This is a genomic window from Enterobacter sp. EGD-HP1 (assembly GCF_000733275.2).
GTDB lineage: Bacteria > Pseudomonadota > Gammaproteobacteria > Enterobacterales > Enterobacteriaceae > Enterobacter.
This window is the reverse complement of the sequence record NZ_AVOP01000003.1, coordinates 1-16,601: the sequence shown is the minus strand read 5'-3', so window position 1 is coordinate 16,601 and position 16,601 is coordinate 1. Positions and strand designations below refer to the sequence as shown.

The window sequence follows — 16,601 nt, the reverse complement described above, 5'->3', positions numbered from 1 at the left end:
CGTGATTCGTTTTGCCGGGTGGCGGCTTCGCCTTACCCGGCCTACAGGTGCGGTGTTCGTAGGCCGGGTAAGGCGAAGCCGCCACCCGGCAACAGCAACCTCAGTTCTGCAACACGGACGACACCAGCAGCTGGGTGTACGGATGGTGCGGATCGTCGAGTACCCGGTCGGTCAGCCCACTTTCCACCACCTGACCCTGCTTCATCACCAGCAGACGGTCCGCCAGCAGGCGTGCGACGCCCAGATCGTGGGTGACAATCACCACAGCAAGGTTCAGCTCTACCACCAGACCGCGCAGCAGGTCGAGCAGGCGTGCCTGCACGGAGACGTCCAGCCCGCCGGTGGGTTCATCCATAAAGACCAGCTTCGGGTGGGTGACCAGGTTGCGGGCGATCTGCAGACGCTGCTGCATCCCACCGGAGAAGGTTGTCGGCAGGTCGTCGATGCGCGAGGCGGGGATTTCCACCTCCTCCAGCCAGTGCTGGGCGGTGGCGCGGATGTTGCCGTAGTGGCGCGCGCCGGTGGCCATCAGGCGTTCGCCGATGTTGCCCCCGGCGGAGACCTGACGGCGCAGGCCGTCCATCGGGTGCTGGTGGACCACGCCCCACTCGGTGCGCAGCAGGCGGCGGCGCTCGGCTTCACTCATGCCGTAAAGGGAGTGTCCCTCATACAGAATGTCGCCGTTCTGCGGCGTCAGGCGCGCGGAGATGGACTTCAGCAGGGTGGTTTTGCCGGAGCCGGACTCGCCGACGATCCCCAGCACCTCGCCCGGCCACAGCTCGAAGGAGACATCGCTGAAGCCTTTGCCCGGCGCATACAGGTGGGTCAGGTTGTTAACCGAAAGCAGCGGTTTCATTGGCTGTTCGCCTCGCTCTGTTGGCGGCAGTAATCGGTGTCGGAGCAGACAAACATCCGTTTGCCCGTGTCGTCCAGCACCACCTCATCGAGATAGCTGTGTTTGGATCCGCAGATGGCGCACGGCTCGTCCCACTCCTGCACCGTAAACGGGTGATCGTCGAAATCCAGGCTTTCCACGCGGGTGTAAGGCGGAACGGCGTAGATGCGTTTTTCGCGCCCGGCGCCGAACAGCTGCAGGGCGGGCATCATGTCCATCTTCGGGTTATCGAATTTCGGGATTGGCGACGGGTCCATCACGTAGCGCCCGTTCACCTTCACCGGGTAGGCGTAGGTGGTGGCGATATGGCCGAAGCGGGCGATATCCTCATACAGCTTCACCTGCATGACCCCGTACTCCTCCAGCGCGTGCATGGTGCGGGTTTCGGTTTCGCGCGGCTCGATAAAGCGCAGCGGCTCCGGGATCGGCACCTGAAAAATCAAAATCTGATCTTCCGTCAGCGGGGTTTCCGGGATGCGGTGGCGGGTCTGGATCAGCGTCGCGTCTTCGGTTTTTTCGGTGGTGTTTACGCCGGTGACGCGCTGGAAGAAGCTGCGGATCGACACGGCGTTGGTGGTGTCGTCGGCACCCTGGTCGATGACCTTCAGCACGTCAGACTTGCCGATCACGCTGGCGGTGATCTGAATACCGCCCGTGCCCCAGCCGTAGGGCATCGGCATTTCGCGGCCGCCGAACGGCACCTGATAGCCCGGAATGGCCACCGCTTTCAGTATCGCGCGGCGGATCATGCGTTTGGTTTGCTCATCCAGATAGGCAAAGTTGTAGCCGCTTAAGTTAGCCATTTTTGCGCTCCCGTTGCAGGCGTTTCAGCAGTTCCAGTTCGGCCTGGAAATCGACGTAGTGCGGCAGCTTGAGGTGCGAGACGAAGCCTGCGGCCTCAACGTTGTCCGCGTGGGCCAGCACGAACTCTTCGTCCTGTGCCGGGCCTGCAACGTGTTCGCCGTAGTCCGGCGCCTGGAGCGCGCGGTCGACCAGCGCCATTGCCATGGCCTTGCGCTCGCCGAGGCCGAACACCAGCCCGTAGCCGCGGGTAAAGTGAGGGTCTTCATTTTCGGGCGCGACAAAACCGTTCACCATTTCACACTCGGTCATCAGCAGTTCGCCGACGTTCACCGCAAAACCCAGCTCTTCCGGCACGATTTCAACGTCGATGTAGCCGCTGCGAATTTCAGCCGCAAACGGGTGGTTGCGCCCGTAGCCGCGCTGGGTGGAGTAGGCCAGCGCCAGCAGATAGCCTTCGTCGCCGCGCATCAGCTGCTGCAGGCGGGACGAGCGCGAGCACGGGTAAACCGGCGGCGTGCGGGTGATGTCATCCGGCTGCGCGCCTGAATCTTCTTCCGCCTTCGCCAGACCCTGTTTCGCCAGCAGGCTGAAGACGTGCGGAGACGGTTCTTGTTCAGCGTCGGAGGTGCTGAGCGTCGGCGCTTCGCCGTTCGCCAGCAGGGTAAAATCCAGCAGGCGGTGGGTGTAGTCGTAGGTGGGGCCAAGCAGCTGGCCGCCGGGAATGTCTTTATAAACGGCAGAAATGCGGCGCTCCAGGCGCATCTGTGCCGTATTCACCGGCTCGCTGACCGACAGTTTGGCAAGCGTAGTGCGGTATGCGCGCAGCAGGAAGATAGCTTCCACGTTATCGCCGCTGGCCTGCTTCAGGGCCAGCGCCGCCAGCTCGCGGTCCGCGATGCCGCCTTCGGTCATCACGCGGTCAACGGCGAGGTTTAACTGCTGCTCAATCTGGGCGACGCTCAGCTCGGGAAGCCGTTCATCGCCCCGTCGTCTGTGCGCCTGCAGCGCATGGGCGGCGGCGATCGCTTTTTCGCCCCCTTTGACGGCAACGTACATCAGCACACCTCCACGTGGGTGGTCCGCGGGATTGCCAGCAGGCGCTCGCCGCAGGTCAGGATCAGGTCAATGCCCAGCGGGAACGGGTGCGGGCGTTCGGTCAGCTCGTGAATGATGCACTCAGGCAGCTGCGGCGCGACCATGCGTTCTTCGGCGATGCCTGCGCCCGTGAGGCGCAGCATGCGGCCGCCGCTCAGGCTGGAAACCTGCAGGATCAGCGTGGCGCTGGTCTCCGGGGCGACGGCGCTGCCTTCGCTCAGGGCGTTGAGCTGTTCATGGCTGATTTGTTCATCGGCCACGGCAAAGATTGCCTGCTGGGGCTGATCGACCAATGGCGCACCGGTGTGAAAACGCAGGTTCTGGCTGGCGATATCGTTCGACAGCGCGCCCGAGAGCCACACCGGGGTGTCGTTATCGGCAAGCGTCAGCAGCGCGCTGGTGGTCGCCAGGTTCAGCGGCAGCCAGCCCTGGGAGAGCTGGTGCAGCGAGACGATCGCGCCCGGCTCGCTCATCGCTTTCAGCAGGCGACGAAAACTGTGTTGGGCATCCTGGACGGCCAGGGTAAAAGCAGGTTGAAGCGTCATGCGTTGTCTCCGCGAACGAGCGTAAAGAAGTCGACCCGGCTGGCGTTCACTTCGGCCTGACGTGCGGCAATGCGCGCGGCGCGGTCGGCTTCCAGCGGGGCAATAAGGGTTTCCATTAACGTCTGGAAATGCGGTTGTTCCTGTAAAAGCGCGTCGATCACCGCGCAGCGCTCGGCGTGGGCTTTATCGCGCCCCAGCACGTAGCCGTAGCCCAGCGTGCCGCTGTTCAGGCGGATCGCCGCGCGGGTGAGGGTGGCGTCTCCGGCGAAAAAGCGCTCGCCGGTGCCGCCCATGCGCGCCTGGATCTGAACGAGGCCGATCTCCGGGGCGCGAAGGGTGTCGTAGTCTGGCGTCAGGCTGAGCGCGCTCATGCGGGCAGCCAGCGCGGCAGGCTGGCTGTGGGCCAGCACGCGCATCCAGCGCTGACGGGTGGCGGTGTCGAAGTGCATTTAGTGCTCCATGGTGAATTCGATCATGTCGGCGCGGGTCAGGCTGACGGAGTATTCCGTCGCGTTGATCTCGCCGTCACGGTGGTTGAGGGTGCGTACGCAGAGCAGCGGAGCCATGTTGGGAATTTCGAGAACCTTGCTCTCTTTCGCCTGCGCGCGACGGGCGCTGATGCGCGTCTGGGTGCGCTTGAGCGCAATGCCGGTCGCATCCTGAAGAAAGTCATGCAGCGATCCGCTGGAGAAATGCTGGAGCACGGGCCAGAGGGCGAGGTCCGCAAAGTAGTGGTCTATCTGGCATACCGCCACGCCGTTAACGCGACGCAGGGTGCGCAGGTGAATGACGCTATCGCCCTCCTGAATGCCCAGCGCGTCCGCGACGTGGCTGGAGGCCGGGCGCAATACCGAGAGCAGCTTTTCGCTGGTCGGATGGCTACCCTGATCCAGCAGGTTCTGGCTAAAGCGCGCCTGGGCGTTTAGCGGGTAGTCGAACGGGCGCATCAGCACCAGCACGCCCACGCCCTGACGGCGCTGGACCCAGCCGCGCTCGACCAACTGGTCAATGGCGCGGCGCAGGGTGTGTCGGTTCACCTCATAGCGGTCGGCAAGCTGCTGTTCGGCGGGAAGATAGTCTCCGCAGCGGTAGTGCGTGCGCAGCTCCACTTCGAGCTTTGCCGCAATCTCTTGCCAGCGGGTGGGGTAACTGGTCGGATGTCTGGATAAGTGCATAGAAAACAAAGCCTCGCTTCTCAGATGAAGTGCTTACGCAAACGTTGAGAGAGGAAATCCAGCAGGCTGACGGTGACGATGATGAGCACCATCAGGGCGCAGGTTTGCTGGAACTGGAAACCGCGAATCGCTTCCCACAGGGTGACGCCAATCCCGCCTGCGCCCACCATGCCGACGACCGTCGCGGAGCGTACGTTGGACTCAAAGCGGTACAGGGAATAGGAGATGAGCAGCGGCATCACCTGCGGCAGAACGCCGTAAAGGATCTCTTCGATTTTGTTGGCGCCGGTCGCGCGGATGCCTTCTACCGGGCCGGGCTCGATGGCTTCGACCGCTTCGGAGAGCAGCTTGGAAAGCACGCCGGTGGTGTGGATGAACAGCGCCATCACGCCGGCGAACGGACCCAGGCCGACGGCGACCACGAACAGCATCGCAAAGACCATTTCATTGATGGCGCGACAGGCGTCCATCAGGCGACGCATCGGCTGGTATACCCACCACGGCACGATGTTTTCGGCACTCATCAGGCCAAATGGAATGGAGAGAACGACGGCAAGGGCGGTGCCCCAGACGGCGATTTGCAGGGTGACCGCCATTTCGCTGAGGTAGTCCTGCCACTGGCTGAAGTCCGGCGGGAAGAAGTCGGCGGCGAAGGTCGCCATGTTGCCCGCGTCTTTGAAGAGCAGCAGCGGATCCATTTCCGCGCCCTTCCAGGAGATAACCAGCACCGCCAGCAGGATGGCCCAGCTTATGAGCGAGAACCAGCTGCGCTTCGGCGGTGGGAGGGTGATGGTTTGCATGTTGGCTCCATGGGTCTTTGTGTGCCGGATGGCGCTACGCTTATCCGGCCTACGATCTGTTCCCCCTCTCCCTGTGGGAGAGGGCCGGGGTGAGGGCATCAGCGTGCGCATTTCCCCCTCACCCTAACCCTCTCCCTCAAGGGAGAGGGGACGTAAGTTACTGCACCGCTTTATTCACGCTCGTCATTGCACCGAGCGCGGCGGTCAGGCGGTCGAGGTCTTCCAGCTGGGCCTGAATGGTGGCCACTTTGCTGGTCTTCTCCTCGTCCTTCAGCCCTTTGTTGTCCTTCACGCCCTGCATCTCTTTAAACAGCGCCAGCTGACGAATCGGGACCAGCTGCAGGTCGCTTGACGGGCGGAACGGTGCCCAGCCCAGACGCTCCAGGACCGCTTTCTCTTCCGGCGTTTTGCCATAGGTCATAAAGAAGTCGTACACCTTGTCCTTGGTGCTCTCGGAGAGATTTTTACGCCAGACAATCGGGTCGCCGGGGATCAGCGGCGATTTCCAGATAACCTTGATCTCTTTCAGCTTGTCCGGCGCTGAGGTTTTCAGCTTGTCGAGGTTCTCGGTGTTGTTGGTGGCAACGTCCACCTGCTTGTTGGCCACGGCCAGGGCGTTAGTTTCGTGGCTGGCGTTCACCGTGCGCTTGAAGTCGCTGGCGGAGGCGTTGTTTTTGGCGAAGACGTAGTAGCCGGGGACAAGGTAACCGGAGGTGGAGTTCGGGTCGCCGTTGCCGAAGGTGAGCTCTTTGCGCCTGGCGAGCATGTCGTTGAGGTTGTTGATCGGGCTGTCTTTGTTCACGATCAGCACGCTCCAGTAGCCCGGGGAGCCATCTGCCGCGACTGTCTGGGCAAAGACCTGGCCGTTCGCGCGGTCCACCGCTTCCATGGCGGAGAGGTTGCCGTACCAGGCGATGTCCACTTTATTAAAGCGCATCCCCTGGATGATGCCCGCGTAGTCCGGGGCGAAGAAGGCGTTCACTTTGATCCCCAGTTTGGTTTCCATATCTTTCAGGAACGGTTCCCACTGAGGCTTCAGGTTCTGCTGTGATTCCGTCGAAATAATGCCGAAGTTCAGCGCTTTTTCCTGCTCTTGTGCATACGCCGGGCTTAACAGGGTGCTGAGGCTGAACATGCTGGTAAAGGCCAGCGCGGCAACGGCTTTGTAGCTCATGTACTTTCCTCGGATCGGGTTTAATTAAGCAGCCTGCGCGTTCTCTTCGACGCGGTTAATGCTGCGGTAGAGATGGTCAAAACGTTCGTTATCGAACTGATGGCTCGCGCCATCAAAGAACACATGACCCTGGCGCAGGGCGACAATGCGTTCGCAGTAGCGCAGGGCGTAATCCACCTGATGCAGCGTGACCACCACGGTGATGCCGTCGTTCTGGTTAATGTCGCGCAGGGTTTCCATCACGATGCGGGCGGACTCCGGGTCCAGCGAGGCAATGGGTTCGTCAGCGAGAATGATTTGCGCTTTTTGCATCAGGGCGCGGGCAATGGCGACGCGCTGCTGTTGTCCACCGGACAGGGTGGAGACGCGCTGGTGGGCGAAATGCGCCATGCCGACGCGGGTCAGCGCCTGTAAGGCTTCCTGCTTCTGGGAAGGGGAGAACCAGCGCAGACAGGTGCGCCAGAACGGGGTGCTGCCGAGCGCGCCAATCAACACGTTCTCCAGCACCGTCAGGCGGTTCACCAGGTTGAACTGCTGGAAGATGTAGCCCGTCTGGGCGCGGCTTTTGCGAATATCGCTGGCGAGACGCCCCGCGCGCTGCACGGTATTGCCCAGCAGCTCGACGTGGCTTTCCGGCGTTTTATCGCAGGTGATAAGCCCGCTCAAATGGCGCAGAAGGGTGGATTTACCTGAACCGGATGGCCCCAGCAGCGCCACCATTTCGCCCTGCTGGACGGTCAGATCAACGGCATGCAGAGCCTTGTTGTGATTGAAGGTCTTGCTCAGTTTCTCGACGCGGATGACGGTTTGCATGTGCTGGGCCTCACGATAAATGTGGCCTCATGCTGGCGCATCAATGTGACATTTGGGTTAAGTCTGGGTTGCGGGAGTTTGAAGAGTTGAGGGGAGTTTGATGACAATCACCGTAGGCCCGGTCAGCGCAGCGCCACCGGGCGCTGTTGCTGGCTGCGCTGCGCTTATCCGGCCTACGACGTTTGGTGTTGCTTAACGACGTTAATCATCCACGGCACGCCGTATTTATCGGTGACTTTACCGAAACCGTGTGCCCAGAAGGTTTCCTGCCAGGCCATTTCGATATTCCCACTATTGGCAAGGTTGTCGAACCAGCGCTTGCCTTCCGACACGTCCTGCGTGTCCAGTACCAGCGTGAAGCCCGCGTACTGCACGTTGCTGCCCGGCGGCATCCCGTCGCTCATCATGATATCGCTGCCCGCAATGCGGACGTTGGAATGCGCGATAGCTGAATCCGGAAATTGCATGCCGGACGGACAGCCTTCATCGCTGTTATCGCTTTTTGGCATTTCGCCGAAGGTGATTTTATAGAGGAGTTCTGCGCCGACGGCTTGCTGGTAGAAGGCGGTAGCCTCTGCGCAGTTGCCGGCGAAAGAGATGTAGGGACTTAACGGCATAATCTTTACCTCACGTAAGAAAAGCCCGTTAAGTGTAGTTCCCGAAAGCCCGGTAAGCGAAGCGCCACCGGGCGGGCAAATCAGTTCTTTTTAACGAACTCGGATTTCAGCTTCATCGGACCGAAGCCGTCAATTTTGCAGTCGATATTGTGATCGCCTTCAACCAGACGGATATTCTTCACTTTGGTGCCAATCTTCAGCATGGAAGAACTGCCTTTCACTTTCAGATCTTTAACCACGGTTACGCTGTCGCCGTCCGCCAGCAGATTGCCGTTCGCATCTTTTACGACAAGTGCATCAGCATCGTGTGATGGTTCGGCATCATTCCATTCGTGAGCGCATTCCGGGCAGATGAACATGCCATTATCTTCATAGGTGTATTCAGAATTGCATTTTGGGCAGTGTGGGAGTGACATATCGGTATCCTCAAAAAAGTGTAAACGCGCTGGAAAGTGCCAGCTAAATGACGGCAGGGTGCCGAAAAAGGCGGCAAGTATAGCGCAAATCCACACGATTGTCGGTGATATTGTGAATTAAAAAAATGCAAAAAGCGTATCGGGAGTGACACTTCCTGTCAGTCAGTTAAGCGATGCTTACGTCGTTAACACGGTGGAAAGAATGGGGGCTAAATATATCGAATATTTTATTGCGGCAAATTGCTACGTTCCTCCATTTCGGATAAGGTGAAGCGACGCATTGTTATTTATCTCCTGACTTCGCTGCCATCCATATCTTATGGCAGGGGCGTATTACCTCTCTTTTTAGGTGGGTGAATAATGATGATATATCCTGAAGTTTCTTAAAGTTGGGCTACGCTTTTTTCTTTTGGCCGTCAGGCCAGGAGGGGAGCTATACACGCCATGCAAGGATAGCGAATTATTTCTGATTATCATCAATCAGTTATATTTCGGCGAACATGTTTTCCACACGTGATCATATAAGCCTGAACAACATAATTAAAACCAGTGGCTTAATAAAAGTAATAAATTTGCGTTAAGGAAAGGCTTTTATCATGCACACACAGACCATTTTTGAATTAAGCCAGGAAGCTGAGCGTTTGTTACAGCTCGCCCTGCAAAACCTTGATACATTGAAATCAATGCCGATGGCGATGCTGGAGAGCACGTCGGCTGCCATTACGGGTGAAAAGAACAACGTTTTACCTTTGCATTTTAGTGCGCGCGGTGTCGACGCGCAGCAGGCGATGCTGAATAATGAATTACGGAAAATAACCCGGCTGGAAATGGTCCTGGCTATTGTTGGCACCATGAAAGCGGGGAAATCGACCACCATTAATGCGATTGTGGGTACCGAAGTGTTGCCGAACCGCAATCGTCCGATGACGGCGCTCCCTACCCTTATTCGCCATACGCCGGGTCAGAAGGACCCGGTGCTGCATTTCTCACATGCCTCGCCGATTGATGAATTGATTCAACTGCTCCAGAAAAAGCTATGTGATTACGATCGCGGGAAGCTGGCCCAGCATCTGGAAATTGATAAAGACATGAATACGCTGCTGGAGCGCATTGAAAGAGGAGAAGCTTTTGAGAAGCATCACCTGGGCGCGCAGCCGATATTTCATTGTCTGAAAAGCCTCAACGACCTGGTGAGACTTTCCCAGGCGTTAGGCGTGGAGTTTCCCTTCTCAGAATATGCCGCCATCGAACATATTCCGGTGATTGAGGTGGAGTTCGTGCATCTCGCGGGTCTGGATGCTCACCTCGGACAGCTGACGCTGCTCGATACGCCTGGGCCGAATGAGGCCGGACAGCCGCATCTGCAAAAAATGCTCAGCGAGCAGTTGTCCCGCGCGTCGGCGGTGCTGGCCGTGATGGATTATACCCAGCTTAAATCCATCTCTGATGAAGAAGTCCGCCAGGCCATTTCCGCGGCGGGAAAATCCGTGCCGCTGTATGCGCTGGTCAATAAATTCGATCAGAAAGATCGCAATAGCGACGATGAAGAGCAGATCCGGGCGATGATCTCCGGCACCTTAATGAAAGGCAATATTTCGCCTGGCCAGATCTACCCCGTTTCGTCCATGTGGGCCTATCTGGCGAACCGCGCTCGCTACGAGATGAGTACCCACGGACAACTGCCGGATCATCAGGAACAACCCTGGGTACAGGATTTTGCCGAAGCTGCGCTTGGGCGTCGCTGGCGTACGGCGGACCTGGACGATATCGAGCATGTTCGTCATTCTGCCGATCTGCTCTGGGAAGATTCGCTCTTTGAACAACCGATCCGCAAGCTGATTTACGCCGCCTATGCCAATGCCTCGCTATTCGCTTTGCGTTCGGCCTCGCATAAGCTGCTCAACTACGCACAAAATGCCCGGGAGTATCTCGACTTCCGTTATCAGGGACTGACGGTGGCCTTTGAAGAGCTGGAACTGAACATCGTACGTCTGGAAGAGAACATGGCGCTTCTGCAGACGCGCCAGAGCGTAGTGAGCGATGAGGTGAAACATGAGGTTGAGGAGGCGCTGAACGCCACTGCGGACTTTATGACGTCTCAGAAAACGGCGCTTCACCAGGCAATTGGTGATGTGTTTAGCGCACGCCATATTCTTGATTTGGCAGGTATCGATCGACTGAACCGCCGCGATGACGAGCCGCAATCGCTGAAGCAGCTGGTGCTGGACGATGAAGGGCAGGCGCAAATCGCGCTGAGTAAAATCCGTGCCTCCTGCGAGCTTATCATGCTGGATGCGCAGACGAAGATCGCCCGTGAGCTGGCGTTACGCTTCGACCAGCTTGAATCTACGCTGGCACGTTCCCTGAACGAAGCCATGCGCCCCATCGAAACGCGTATAAGAGAGCATCTGAGCCATGCGGGTTTTCGGGCGCGAATCAGTTTCCCGGCGTTTCAGGCGAACCAGCTTAACTTCAATACGCGGGCGCTGTTTAACGATGCGATTGCGGAAGATGACAGCCAGGCTGGCCCGTCATCAGGCGGGAGCAGCATGCGTGAAACGGTCTCTCGCTGGCTCAATAATCCGGGCTGGGGCTGGGATGATTATGTGGAAACGCGTACGCGATATGTTATCGACATTGCGCAGCTACATGACAAATTTAAACAACATATTGATCAGTTTTGTGAACAAATACGTAAAGCTTTGTCCGCGCAGGTCGATGTCTCTGTTACGGCAGGAATGGCAACGTTCTTTGCAGAATTTTCGCTGTGCCTGTCCGGCTTACAGGAAAGCTTGCGTGATAGCCTCGCAGTGCGTCAACAAAATGAGCATTCGACCCGAGCGCTCTGCCAGTTGTTGAAGCAAAGCATCACTACTGCGACGTGGATACAGGAAGATACCCGACTGTTACGCGATGATATTCAAACTCTATTCGCGGCAGAGCAACCATGACAACACCACTACTGGACGGCCCCGGGCGAACGCTGGAGTGTATTAATCCAAAATTTATGGTCGATCTGGTGCAGGGGGGAGACGCTGCGCGTCACTCCCACCTGGGACCACAACAGCTGCAGTTTCGTGAGCGTTTGACACAGGAAATAATGACCCATACCCGGCTACGCCCCTGGGCGATGGCGGGGATGCTCAATGAAAATACGGCGCTGCGCCTGGGGCTGGCGGAAAAACTGGCCGGCATGCTTGACCCTGGTCATCTCGCGCTGACGCTGATGGCAGAGAAGCTGATTGCTTTGCGCCAGCAGACGCACCCGCGCGCGCCGCAATCTCCAGGGCTGATGCAGCAGTACGCTGAACTCGCTTCTCATTTTACCCAACGCGCAGCATATAAAGAAAAGGCGCTGACCCAGCGTGGGCTCACGGTGCAGGCGGGTGAGCACAGCGAGCAGATTTTTACCCGCTGGCGGGCCGGGCATTATGACGGCTGGTCGCTGGCCGGGCGCTGTTTTATCGTGCTGGAAGAGCTGCGCTGGGGGCCATTTGGTGATGCCTGCCGTCTCGCGAATGATGATGTGGCGGCCATGCTCAAGGATAACCTGCGCAGCATGGCGGCAAACTATCTGGCGCAGGGCATTAATGCATCACCCACGACCCGCCATTTCTATCATCAGTGGCTGTCAACGCCTGCTTCTCCGGGTTTAATCGATCATAAAGACATGCTGGGGTGGTTGGGAGACTGGTGTCAGTCGGATCAACATCCGGTGAGCTGGTCAGTCACGCAAAACTGGCAGACCGTCGCGCTGGGTATGCCGAGGCTCTGTTCGGCAAAACGGCTGGTGGACGCGATGGTAGAAGAGATTTTTGGGTAAATCCCTTACCCCTCACCCTAACCCTCTCCCCTTAGGGGAGAGGGGATGGCCTGGTGCGGTGTGTTAATGGCGGAGTTCTACCGCTTTTCTTTCGATATCCTGCTCGGGGGCACTTGCGTAGCGTTTCGCATACAGCGCCGTGATGATGGGCACCAGAATCGCGGTGACAATCACGCTCGCGGCAACCAGCGCCGTCGCTGAAGCGGCCACCGGTTCGAAGGCCGGGTTAATTTGGGCAATAATCACCGGGTTTGCAACAGCAGCCCCCGCGGCTGAAGAGGCAGCGACGCCGGCCGTGCCGTTTCCTCCTCCGATTACGCGGTCGGCAATAATCAGCGGAATACCGGTGATGACGATCACGGCGACACCCAGCACAATCCCCAGCAGGCCGGTATCGAGAATGACCTTCAGATTGATGGTGTTCCCCAGTGCGAAACCGAAGAACGGGATCAGCACCGGCGTGGCTTTGCTAAAGAAATCACGCAGATCGTGATCGAGATTGCCAAGTGCGAAACCGACCAGGAAGGGCAGGATCGCGCCGACAAAGTGGTGAGGTTCAAACGAGGCCAGGCCAGCAGACCCCAGGATCAGCATCGTCATCAATGGGCCGGATTCCAGAGACATCAACACAAATGCGCCGGACTCTTCTTTCGTCCCGTACTGGTTCATCAGGCTGGCGTACAATCCACCGTTAGTCATGTCCATCGCCGAGACAATCGCCAGGACCGATAAACCCGCAAAGAACCCAGTCTGAATTCCATTCTCCGGTATGAACATCGCGCATATCATTGCCACCGCCCAGGCTACCGCTATTTTGGTTAACACCAGCGTGCCGGATTTCCGTAATACTGTCCCCGTTGCCCGCAAATTAATGGATGCGCCGATACAAAAAAACCAGACGGCAAGAATGGGAACCGTGCCTGTTATCATGCCTTTTGTGAAACCCCCAAAATAAGCTCCGGTATCGGGAGCAAGGGTATTCAGGATCGCGCCCAGTACCAGCGGTACCAGCATCATACCGCCAGGTATACGTTCTATCGTGGCTTTAATCTTCATGGACAAACCTCACATCGGATCCCGCAGGACGGGTGATAGGTGTAAAAAATTAGTCAATAAATTCAAATAATTGCTTTTCTTCTTGCAGGCTTTTTTCGATAACCCTGCAGCATAATTAAATGTGTACTCCCGATTAAACCGATTCAGAAACACCTTAAACGCTGAATTCGGATTTATCATGCGATCATTGGAATAGTGATTCAATGAAAATAAAACATCGTTTTAGTTATCTTTGTCACATATTCGGAGTAAAACTTTGGGCCGATTTATGATGATGAAAATTTATGTAAATCTGATGTGAATTAACGTGGGTTGTTTTTCTGTTAAGAAGGAAATAATGATGTGTGCGAGGATGTTTTTTAGGCGGGTGAGAAAGTGCTTATTGGCGCGCGTTGACAAAAACTGAACCGGCTTGACCGGGCATAAAAATATATGTGAAGTTGATCACAAATATAAACGCTGGTAGGGTAAAAAGGTCATTAACTGCCCAGACAGGCGTCAACAGGTTCGGTTGTATCGACGTTAAACGTCAATGTAAGTAAACCTGCTACGCTTGAATAAGGCGATTCGCATGGAGCGGATCCCATGGTTCACAGAACGCTAACTGGACTGTGAAACAGACAGGGCCGAGTCAACGAGGATAGCTATGCTGAGAAGGAAAAAGATTAAACCCATCACGCTTCGCGACGTTACCATCATTGATGACGCAAAGCTGCGTAAAGCCATTACCGCAGCCTCGCTCGGTAATGCGATGGAATGGTTCGATTTTGGTGTCTATGGCTTTGTGGCCTATGCGTTAGGTAAAGTGTTTTTCCCCGGGGCCGATCCCAGCCTGCAGATGATTGCCGCACTGGGTACGTTCTCCGTTCCCTTCCTGATTCGTCCGCTGGGCGGTCTCTTCTTCGGTATGCTCGGCGATAAATATGGTCGTCAGAAAATCCTTGCCATCACCATCGTCATTATGTCGATCAGTACATTCTGTATCGGCCTTATACCGTCGTACGCCACCATCGGCATTTGGGCACCGATTCTGCTGCTGATTTGTAAGATGGCTCAGGGCTTCTCTGTGGGCGGTGAATATACCGGTGCCTCGATCTTCGTTGCCGAATATTCGCCGGACCGTAAGCGCGGTTTTATGGGAAGCTGGCTGGACTTCGGCTCGATTGCCGGGTTTGTCCTCGGCGCGGGCGTGGTGGTTCTGATTTCAACCGTGGTGGGTGAAGATAACTTCCTCGACTGGGGCTGGCGTATCCCGTTCTTCCTGGCCTTGCCGCTGGGGATTATTGGTCTCTACCTGCGTCATGCGCTTGAGGAGACGCCCGCGTTCCAGCAGCACGTCGATAAACTGGAACAGGGTGACCGCGAAGGGCTGCAGGATGGTCCGAAGGTGTCGTTCAAAGAGATTGCCACTAAGCACTGGCGCAGCCTGCTGACCTGTATTGGTCTGGTGATTTCGACCAACGTGACCTACTACATGCTGTTGACCTACATGCCGAGCTATCTGTCGCATAACCTGCACTACTCGGAAGATCACGGCGTGCTGATCATTATCGCCATCATGGTAGGTATGCTGTTTGTGCAGCCGATTATGGGCCTGTTGAGTGACCGTTTTGGTCGTCGACCATTCATTATCCTGGGAAGCGTTGCGCTGTTTGCTCTGGCCATTCCGGCCTTCATACTGATTAACAGTGATGTGCTGGGGCTGATTTTTGCCGGTCTGCTGATGCTGGCGGTGATCCTTAACTGCTTTATCGGGGTGATGGCCTCAACGCTGCCCGCGATGTTCCCGACCCACATTCGCTACAGCGCGCTGGCCGCGGCATTTAACATCTCGGTGCTGATTGCCGGTCTGACCCCGACGCTTGCCGCCTCGCTGGTCGAGAGTACGCAGAACCTGATGATGCCGGCTTATTACCTGATGGTGATTGCGGTGATTGGTTTGATTACCGGTATTACCATGAAGGAGACGGCGAATCGTCCGCTGAAAGGGGCAACGCCTGCGGCGTCTGATATCCAGGAAGCGAAAGAGATCCTGCGTGAGCACTACGATAACGTCGAGCAGAAGATTGAGGATATTGACGCAGAGATTGAAGAGCTGCAGAAGAAACGCTCCCGACTGGTGGACCAGCATCCACGCATCAACGAGTAATAAAAAACCCGCCGCTGGCGGGTTTTCTTTTATTAGCATCCAGCAGCGATGTAGTCGCCATTGGCGCTGACGGGGATCACCGTCAGAAACAGCACCGTCGCGAACAGAATCAGGACTATCCCTCCGGCTATTTTGACTGCCGGTACGACCCATCTTAATGAGGCGCTTTCTCCGAACCAGCTCACCGTGCGCTCGCGGGCGTAACGTACTGCCAGTGAAAGCCCCACGATTGAAAGCGCGGTTCCCAGAGACATGGTCATGACTGCGGCCACTCCCCAGGTGACAATACCCAGCGCGTTCGAAAACATCAGAATCATGATCGCTCCGCTGCACGGACGTGCGCCAATCGCCAGAATGACGCCCAGGCGCGTTTTCCAGTCGCCTTGTGCCAGGTTTGCCCCCACGCCGTGGTGGCCGCAGCCACAATGTTCATCGTGTTGATGAAGGGGCTTGATGGCGGAGATAGTCATCCTGCGCGGGCGCAGGCTCTTCAGCGCCTGGTAAATGACAAACGCGCCAAATGCGCCAATCAGCACAGCGCTTATCTTCTCCACGTACCAGCGGCTGGTACTGATATCACCTGAGGCGAGGTTAAACCCCACCGCCAGAATAAAGACAAACAGAATGGCGCTGACGCCCTGCATCAGGCTACCCAGGAAGGGGACGACCCGGGCGGCCAGCTCGCTTTCTTTATTTGTCGTCAGATAGGTCGTCACAATGAATTTTCCGTGCCCGGGTCCGATGGCGTGAAGGACACCATAAAGGAAAGCCCCCGTTAACAGCCATAATCCGCCGCTGTACTGGTGGTTATTAAGCTGCAGCAGATACATCACCAGATAGCGGTGCAGCGTAATTTGCGTGGCGAGACACCACTGGATAAAGGCATTCCAGTGCGCATGCAGGGTAAAACCGGCAAAGAGGATTGCCAGCAGCATCACCCCTGCTGTAGGGAGACGCCAGTCACGGGCGAGGCGTTGTGTGGTCATGAGGGTGGGCCTGCACAGAGGAGATTATTTGCCGCTAGTATAGTTGATCTTCCCGCTCAATTCGTAGGATCGCATCGCGATCCGCTCATGATTGTGGATAACTTTGTGCATAAAAGGGTATAAGGCGGGGTTTTGCTGTGGAATGCAGCAGTCAGTCATTTTTCTGTCATTTAGCGGTTGCGGCCTGCGGAAAACTCCCTATAATGCGCCTCCATCGACACGGCGGATGTGAATCACTTCACAAACAACCCAA

At 56.9% G+C, this 16,601-nt stretch carries 16 protein-coding genes; 3 read left to right on the top strand and 13 right to left on the bottom strand.

All coding sequences use genetic code 11. From position 1 onward, the window contains the following. Positions 1-100 precede the first annotated feature (100 nt). The 11 genes from phnK to N037_RS04605 form a co-directional block, all read right to left on the bottom strand. Positions 101-856, bottom strand: a complete 756-nt coding sequence (phnK, locus tag N037_RS04655) for a phosphonate C-P lyase system protein PhnK (RefSeq protein ID WP_023334207.1) — start codon at positions 854-856, stop codon at positions 101-103. Then, on the bottom strand, positions 853-1,698 hold the full coding sequence (gene phnJ, locus N037_RS04650; protein WP_032639404.1) for an alpha-D-ribose 1-methylphosphonate 5-phosphate C-P-lyase PhnJ: 846 nt from the start codon (positions 1,696-1,698) through the stop codon (positions 853-855). Before phnJ ends, phnK begins: the two co-directional genes overlap by 4 nt. Next, positions 1,691-2,755 carry a carbon-phosphorus lyase complex subunit PhnI gene (locus tag N037_RS04645; protein WP_032639402.1) on the bottom strand — a complete coding sequence of 355 codons (1,065 nt, stop codon included), beginning with the start codon at positions 2,753-2,755 and terminating at the stop codon, positions 1,691-1,693. Before N037_RS04645 ends, phnJ begins: the two co-directional genes overlap by 8 nt. Further along, a complete protein-coding gene (gene phnH, locus N037_RS04640) occupies positions 2,755-3,339 on the bottom strand; it encodes a phosphonate C-P lyase system protein PhnH (protein ID WP_023334210.1) in 585 nt (194 codons plus the stop codon). Before phnH ends, N037_RS04645 begins: the two co-directional genes overlap by 1 nt. Continuing rightward, a complete protein-coding gene (gene phnG, locus N037_RS04635) occupies positions 3,336-3,788 on the bottom strand; it encodes a phosphonate C-P lyase system protein PhnG (RefSeq protein WP_032639400.1) in 453 nt (150 codons plus the stop codon). Before phnG ends, phnH begins: the two co-directional genes overlap by 4 nt. Further along, positions 3,789-4,514: a phosphonate metabolism transcriptional regulator PhnF gene (gene phnF / locus N037_RS04630; protein WP_023334212.1), complete on the bottom strand. Its 726-nt coding sequence runs from the start codon at positions 4,512-4,514 to the stop codon at positions 3,789-3,791. It abuts the gene before it with no gap. A 20-nt stretch (positions 4,515-4,534) separates the two neighbouring features. Continuing rightward, positions 4,535-5,314, bottom strand: coding sequence for a phosphonate ABC transporter, permease protein PhnE (gene phnE / locus N037_RS04625; protein WP_023334213.1), 780 nt, complete (start codon positions 5,312-5,314; stop codon positions 4,535-4,537). A 157-nt stretch (positions 5,315-5,471) separates the two neighbouring features. Further along, positions 5,472-6,488: a phosphonate ABC transporter substrate-binding protein gene (gene phnD / locus N037_RS04620; RefSeq protein ID WP_023334214.1), complete on the bottom strand. Its 1,017-nt coding sequence runs from the start codon at positions 6,486-6,488 to the stop codon at positions 5,472-5,474. 24 nt (positions 6,489-6,512) lie between these two features. Further along, positions 6,513-7,301 carry a phosphonate ABC transporter ATP-binding protein gene (gene phnC / locus N037_RS04615; RefSeq protein WP_023334215.1) on the bottom strand — a complete coding sequence of 263 codons (789 nt, stop codon included), beginning with the start codon at positions 7,299-7,301 and terminating at the stop codon, positions 6,513-6,515. Between the two features lie 173 nt (positions 7,302-7,474). Continuing rightward, complete coding sequence (gene yjdN, locus N037_RS04610; RefSeq protein ID WP_032639398.1) at positions 7,475-7,918, bottom strand: VOC family metalloprotein YjdN; 444 nt, start codon at positions 7,916-7,918, stop codon at positions 7,475-7,477. An 80-nt stretch (positions 7,919-7,998) separates the two neighbouring features. Further along, positions 7,999-8,334: a zinc ribbon domain-containing protein YjdM gene (locus N037_RS04605; RefSeq protein WP_023334217.1), complete on the bottom strand. Its 336-nt coding sequence runs from the start codon at positions 8,332-8,334 to the stop codon at positions 7,999-8,001. A gap of 596 nt (positions 8,335-8,930) precedes the next feature. Between N037_RS04605 and crfC the strand changes: the two genes are divergently transcribed. Next, a complete protein-coding gene (gene crfC, locus N037_RS04600) occupies positions 8,931-11,285 on the top strand; it encodes a clamp-binding protein CrfC (protein ID WP_032639396.1) in 2,355 nt (784 codons plus the stop codon). Then, on the top strand, positions 11,282-12,157 hold the full coding sequence (locus N037_RS04595) for a diguanylate cyclase regulator RdcB family protein (protein ID WP_023334219.1): 876 nt from the start codon (positions 11,282-11,284) through the stop codon (positions 12,155-12,157). Before crfC ends, N037_RS04595 begins: the two co-directional genes overlap by 4 nt. A gap of 63 nt (positions 12,158-12,220) precedes the next feature. On the opposite strand, the gene kdgT is transcribed toward N037_RS04595, so the two are convergent. Beyond that, entirely contained in the window at positions 12,221-13,213 is a 993-nt protein-coding gene (kdgT, locus tag N037_RS04590) for a 2-keto-3-deoxygluconate transporter (RefSeq protein WP_023334220.1), read from the bottom strand. Positions 13,214-13,859: 646 nt separating this feature from the next. Here kdgT and proP point away from each other — a divergent pair. Beyond that, on the top strand, positions 13,860-15,362 hold the full coding sequence (gene proP, locus N037_RS04585) for a glycine betaine/L-proline transporter ProP (RefSeq protein ID WP_023334221.1): 1,503 nt from the start codon (positions 13,860-13,862) through the stop codon (positions 15,360-15,362). A 32-nt stretch (positions 15,363-15,394) separates the two neighbouring features. On the opposite strand, the gene N037_RS04580 is transcribed toward proP, so the two are convergent. Next, positions 15,395-16,348, bottom strand: a complete 954-nt coding sequence (locus tag N037_RS04580) for a nickel/cobalt transporter (RefSeq protein ID WP_032639393.1) — start codon at positions 16,346-16,348, stop codon at positions 15,395-15,397. Positions 16,349-16,601 lie beyond the last annotated feature (253 nt).

Bases quoted from the DNA above. Each gene is read 5' to 3' on its own strand.
- phnK (WP_023334207.1), bottom strand. From the start codon at position 856: ATGAAACCGCTGCTTTCGGTTAACAACCTGACCCACCTGTATGCGCCG.
- phnJ (WP_032639404.1), bottom strand. From the start codon at position 1,698: ATGGCTAACTTAAGCGGCTACAACTTTGCCTATCTGGATGAGCAAACC.
- N037_RS04645 (WP_032639402.1), bottom strand. From the start codon at position 2,755: ATGTACGTTGCCGTCAAAGGGGGCGAAAAAGCGATCGCCGCCGCCCAT.
- phnH (WP_023334210.1), bottom strand. From the start codon at position 3,339: ATGACGCTTCAACCTGCTTTTACCCTGGCCGTCCAGGATGCCCAACAC.
- phnG (WP_032639400.1), bottom strand. From the start codon at position 3,788: ATGCACTTCGACACCGCCACCCGTCAGCGCTGGATGCGCGTGCTGGCC.
- phnF (WP_023334212.1), bottom strand. From the start codon at position 4,514: ATGCACTTATCCAGACATCCGACCAGTTACCCCACCCGCTGGCAAGAG.
- phnE (WP_023334213.1), bottom strand. From the start codon at position 5,314: ATGCAAACCATCACCCTCCCACCGCCGAAGCGCAGCTGGTTCTCGCTC.
- phnD (WP_023334214.1), bottom strand. From the start codon at position 6,488: ATGAGCTACAAAGCCGTTGCCGCGCTGGCCTTTACCAGCATGTTCAGC.
- phnC (WP_023334215.1), bottom strand. From the start codon at position 7,301: ATGCAAACCGTCATCCGCGTCGAGAAACTGAGCAAGACCTTCAATCAC.
- yjdN (WP_032639398.1), bottom strand. From the start codon at position 7,918: ATGCCGTTAAGTCCCTACATCTCTTTCGCCGGCAACTGCGCAGAGGCT.
- N037_RS04605 (WP_023334217.1), bottom strand. From the start codon at position 8,334: ATGTCACTCCCACACTGCCCAAAATGCAATTCTGAATACACCTATGAA.
- crfC (WP_032639396.1), top strand. From the start codon at position 8,931: ATGCACACACAGACCATTTTTGAATTAAGCCAGGAAGCTGAGCGTTTG.
- N037_RS04595 (WP_023334219.1), top strand. From the start codon at position 11,282: ATGACAACACCACTACTGGACGGCCCCGGGCGAACGCTGGAGTGTATT.
- kdgT (WP_023334220.1), bottom strand. From the start codon at position 13,213: ATGAAGATTAAAGCCACGATAGAACGTATACCTGGCGGTATGATGCTG.
- proP (WP_023334221.1), top strand. From the start codon at position 13,860: ATGCTGAGAAGGAAAAAGATTAAACCCATCACGCTTCGCGACGTTACC.
- N037_RS04580 (WP_032639393.1), bottom strand. From the start codon at position 16,348: ATGACCACACAACGCCTCGCCCGTGACTGGCGTCTCCCTACAGCAGGG.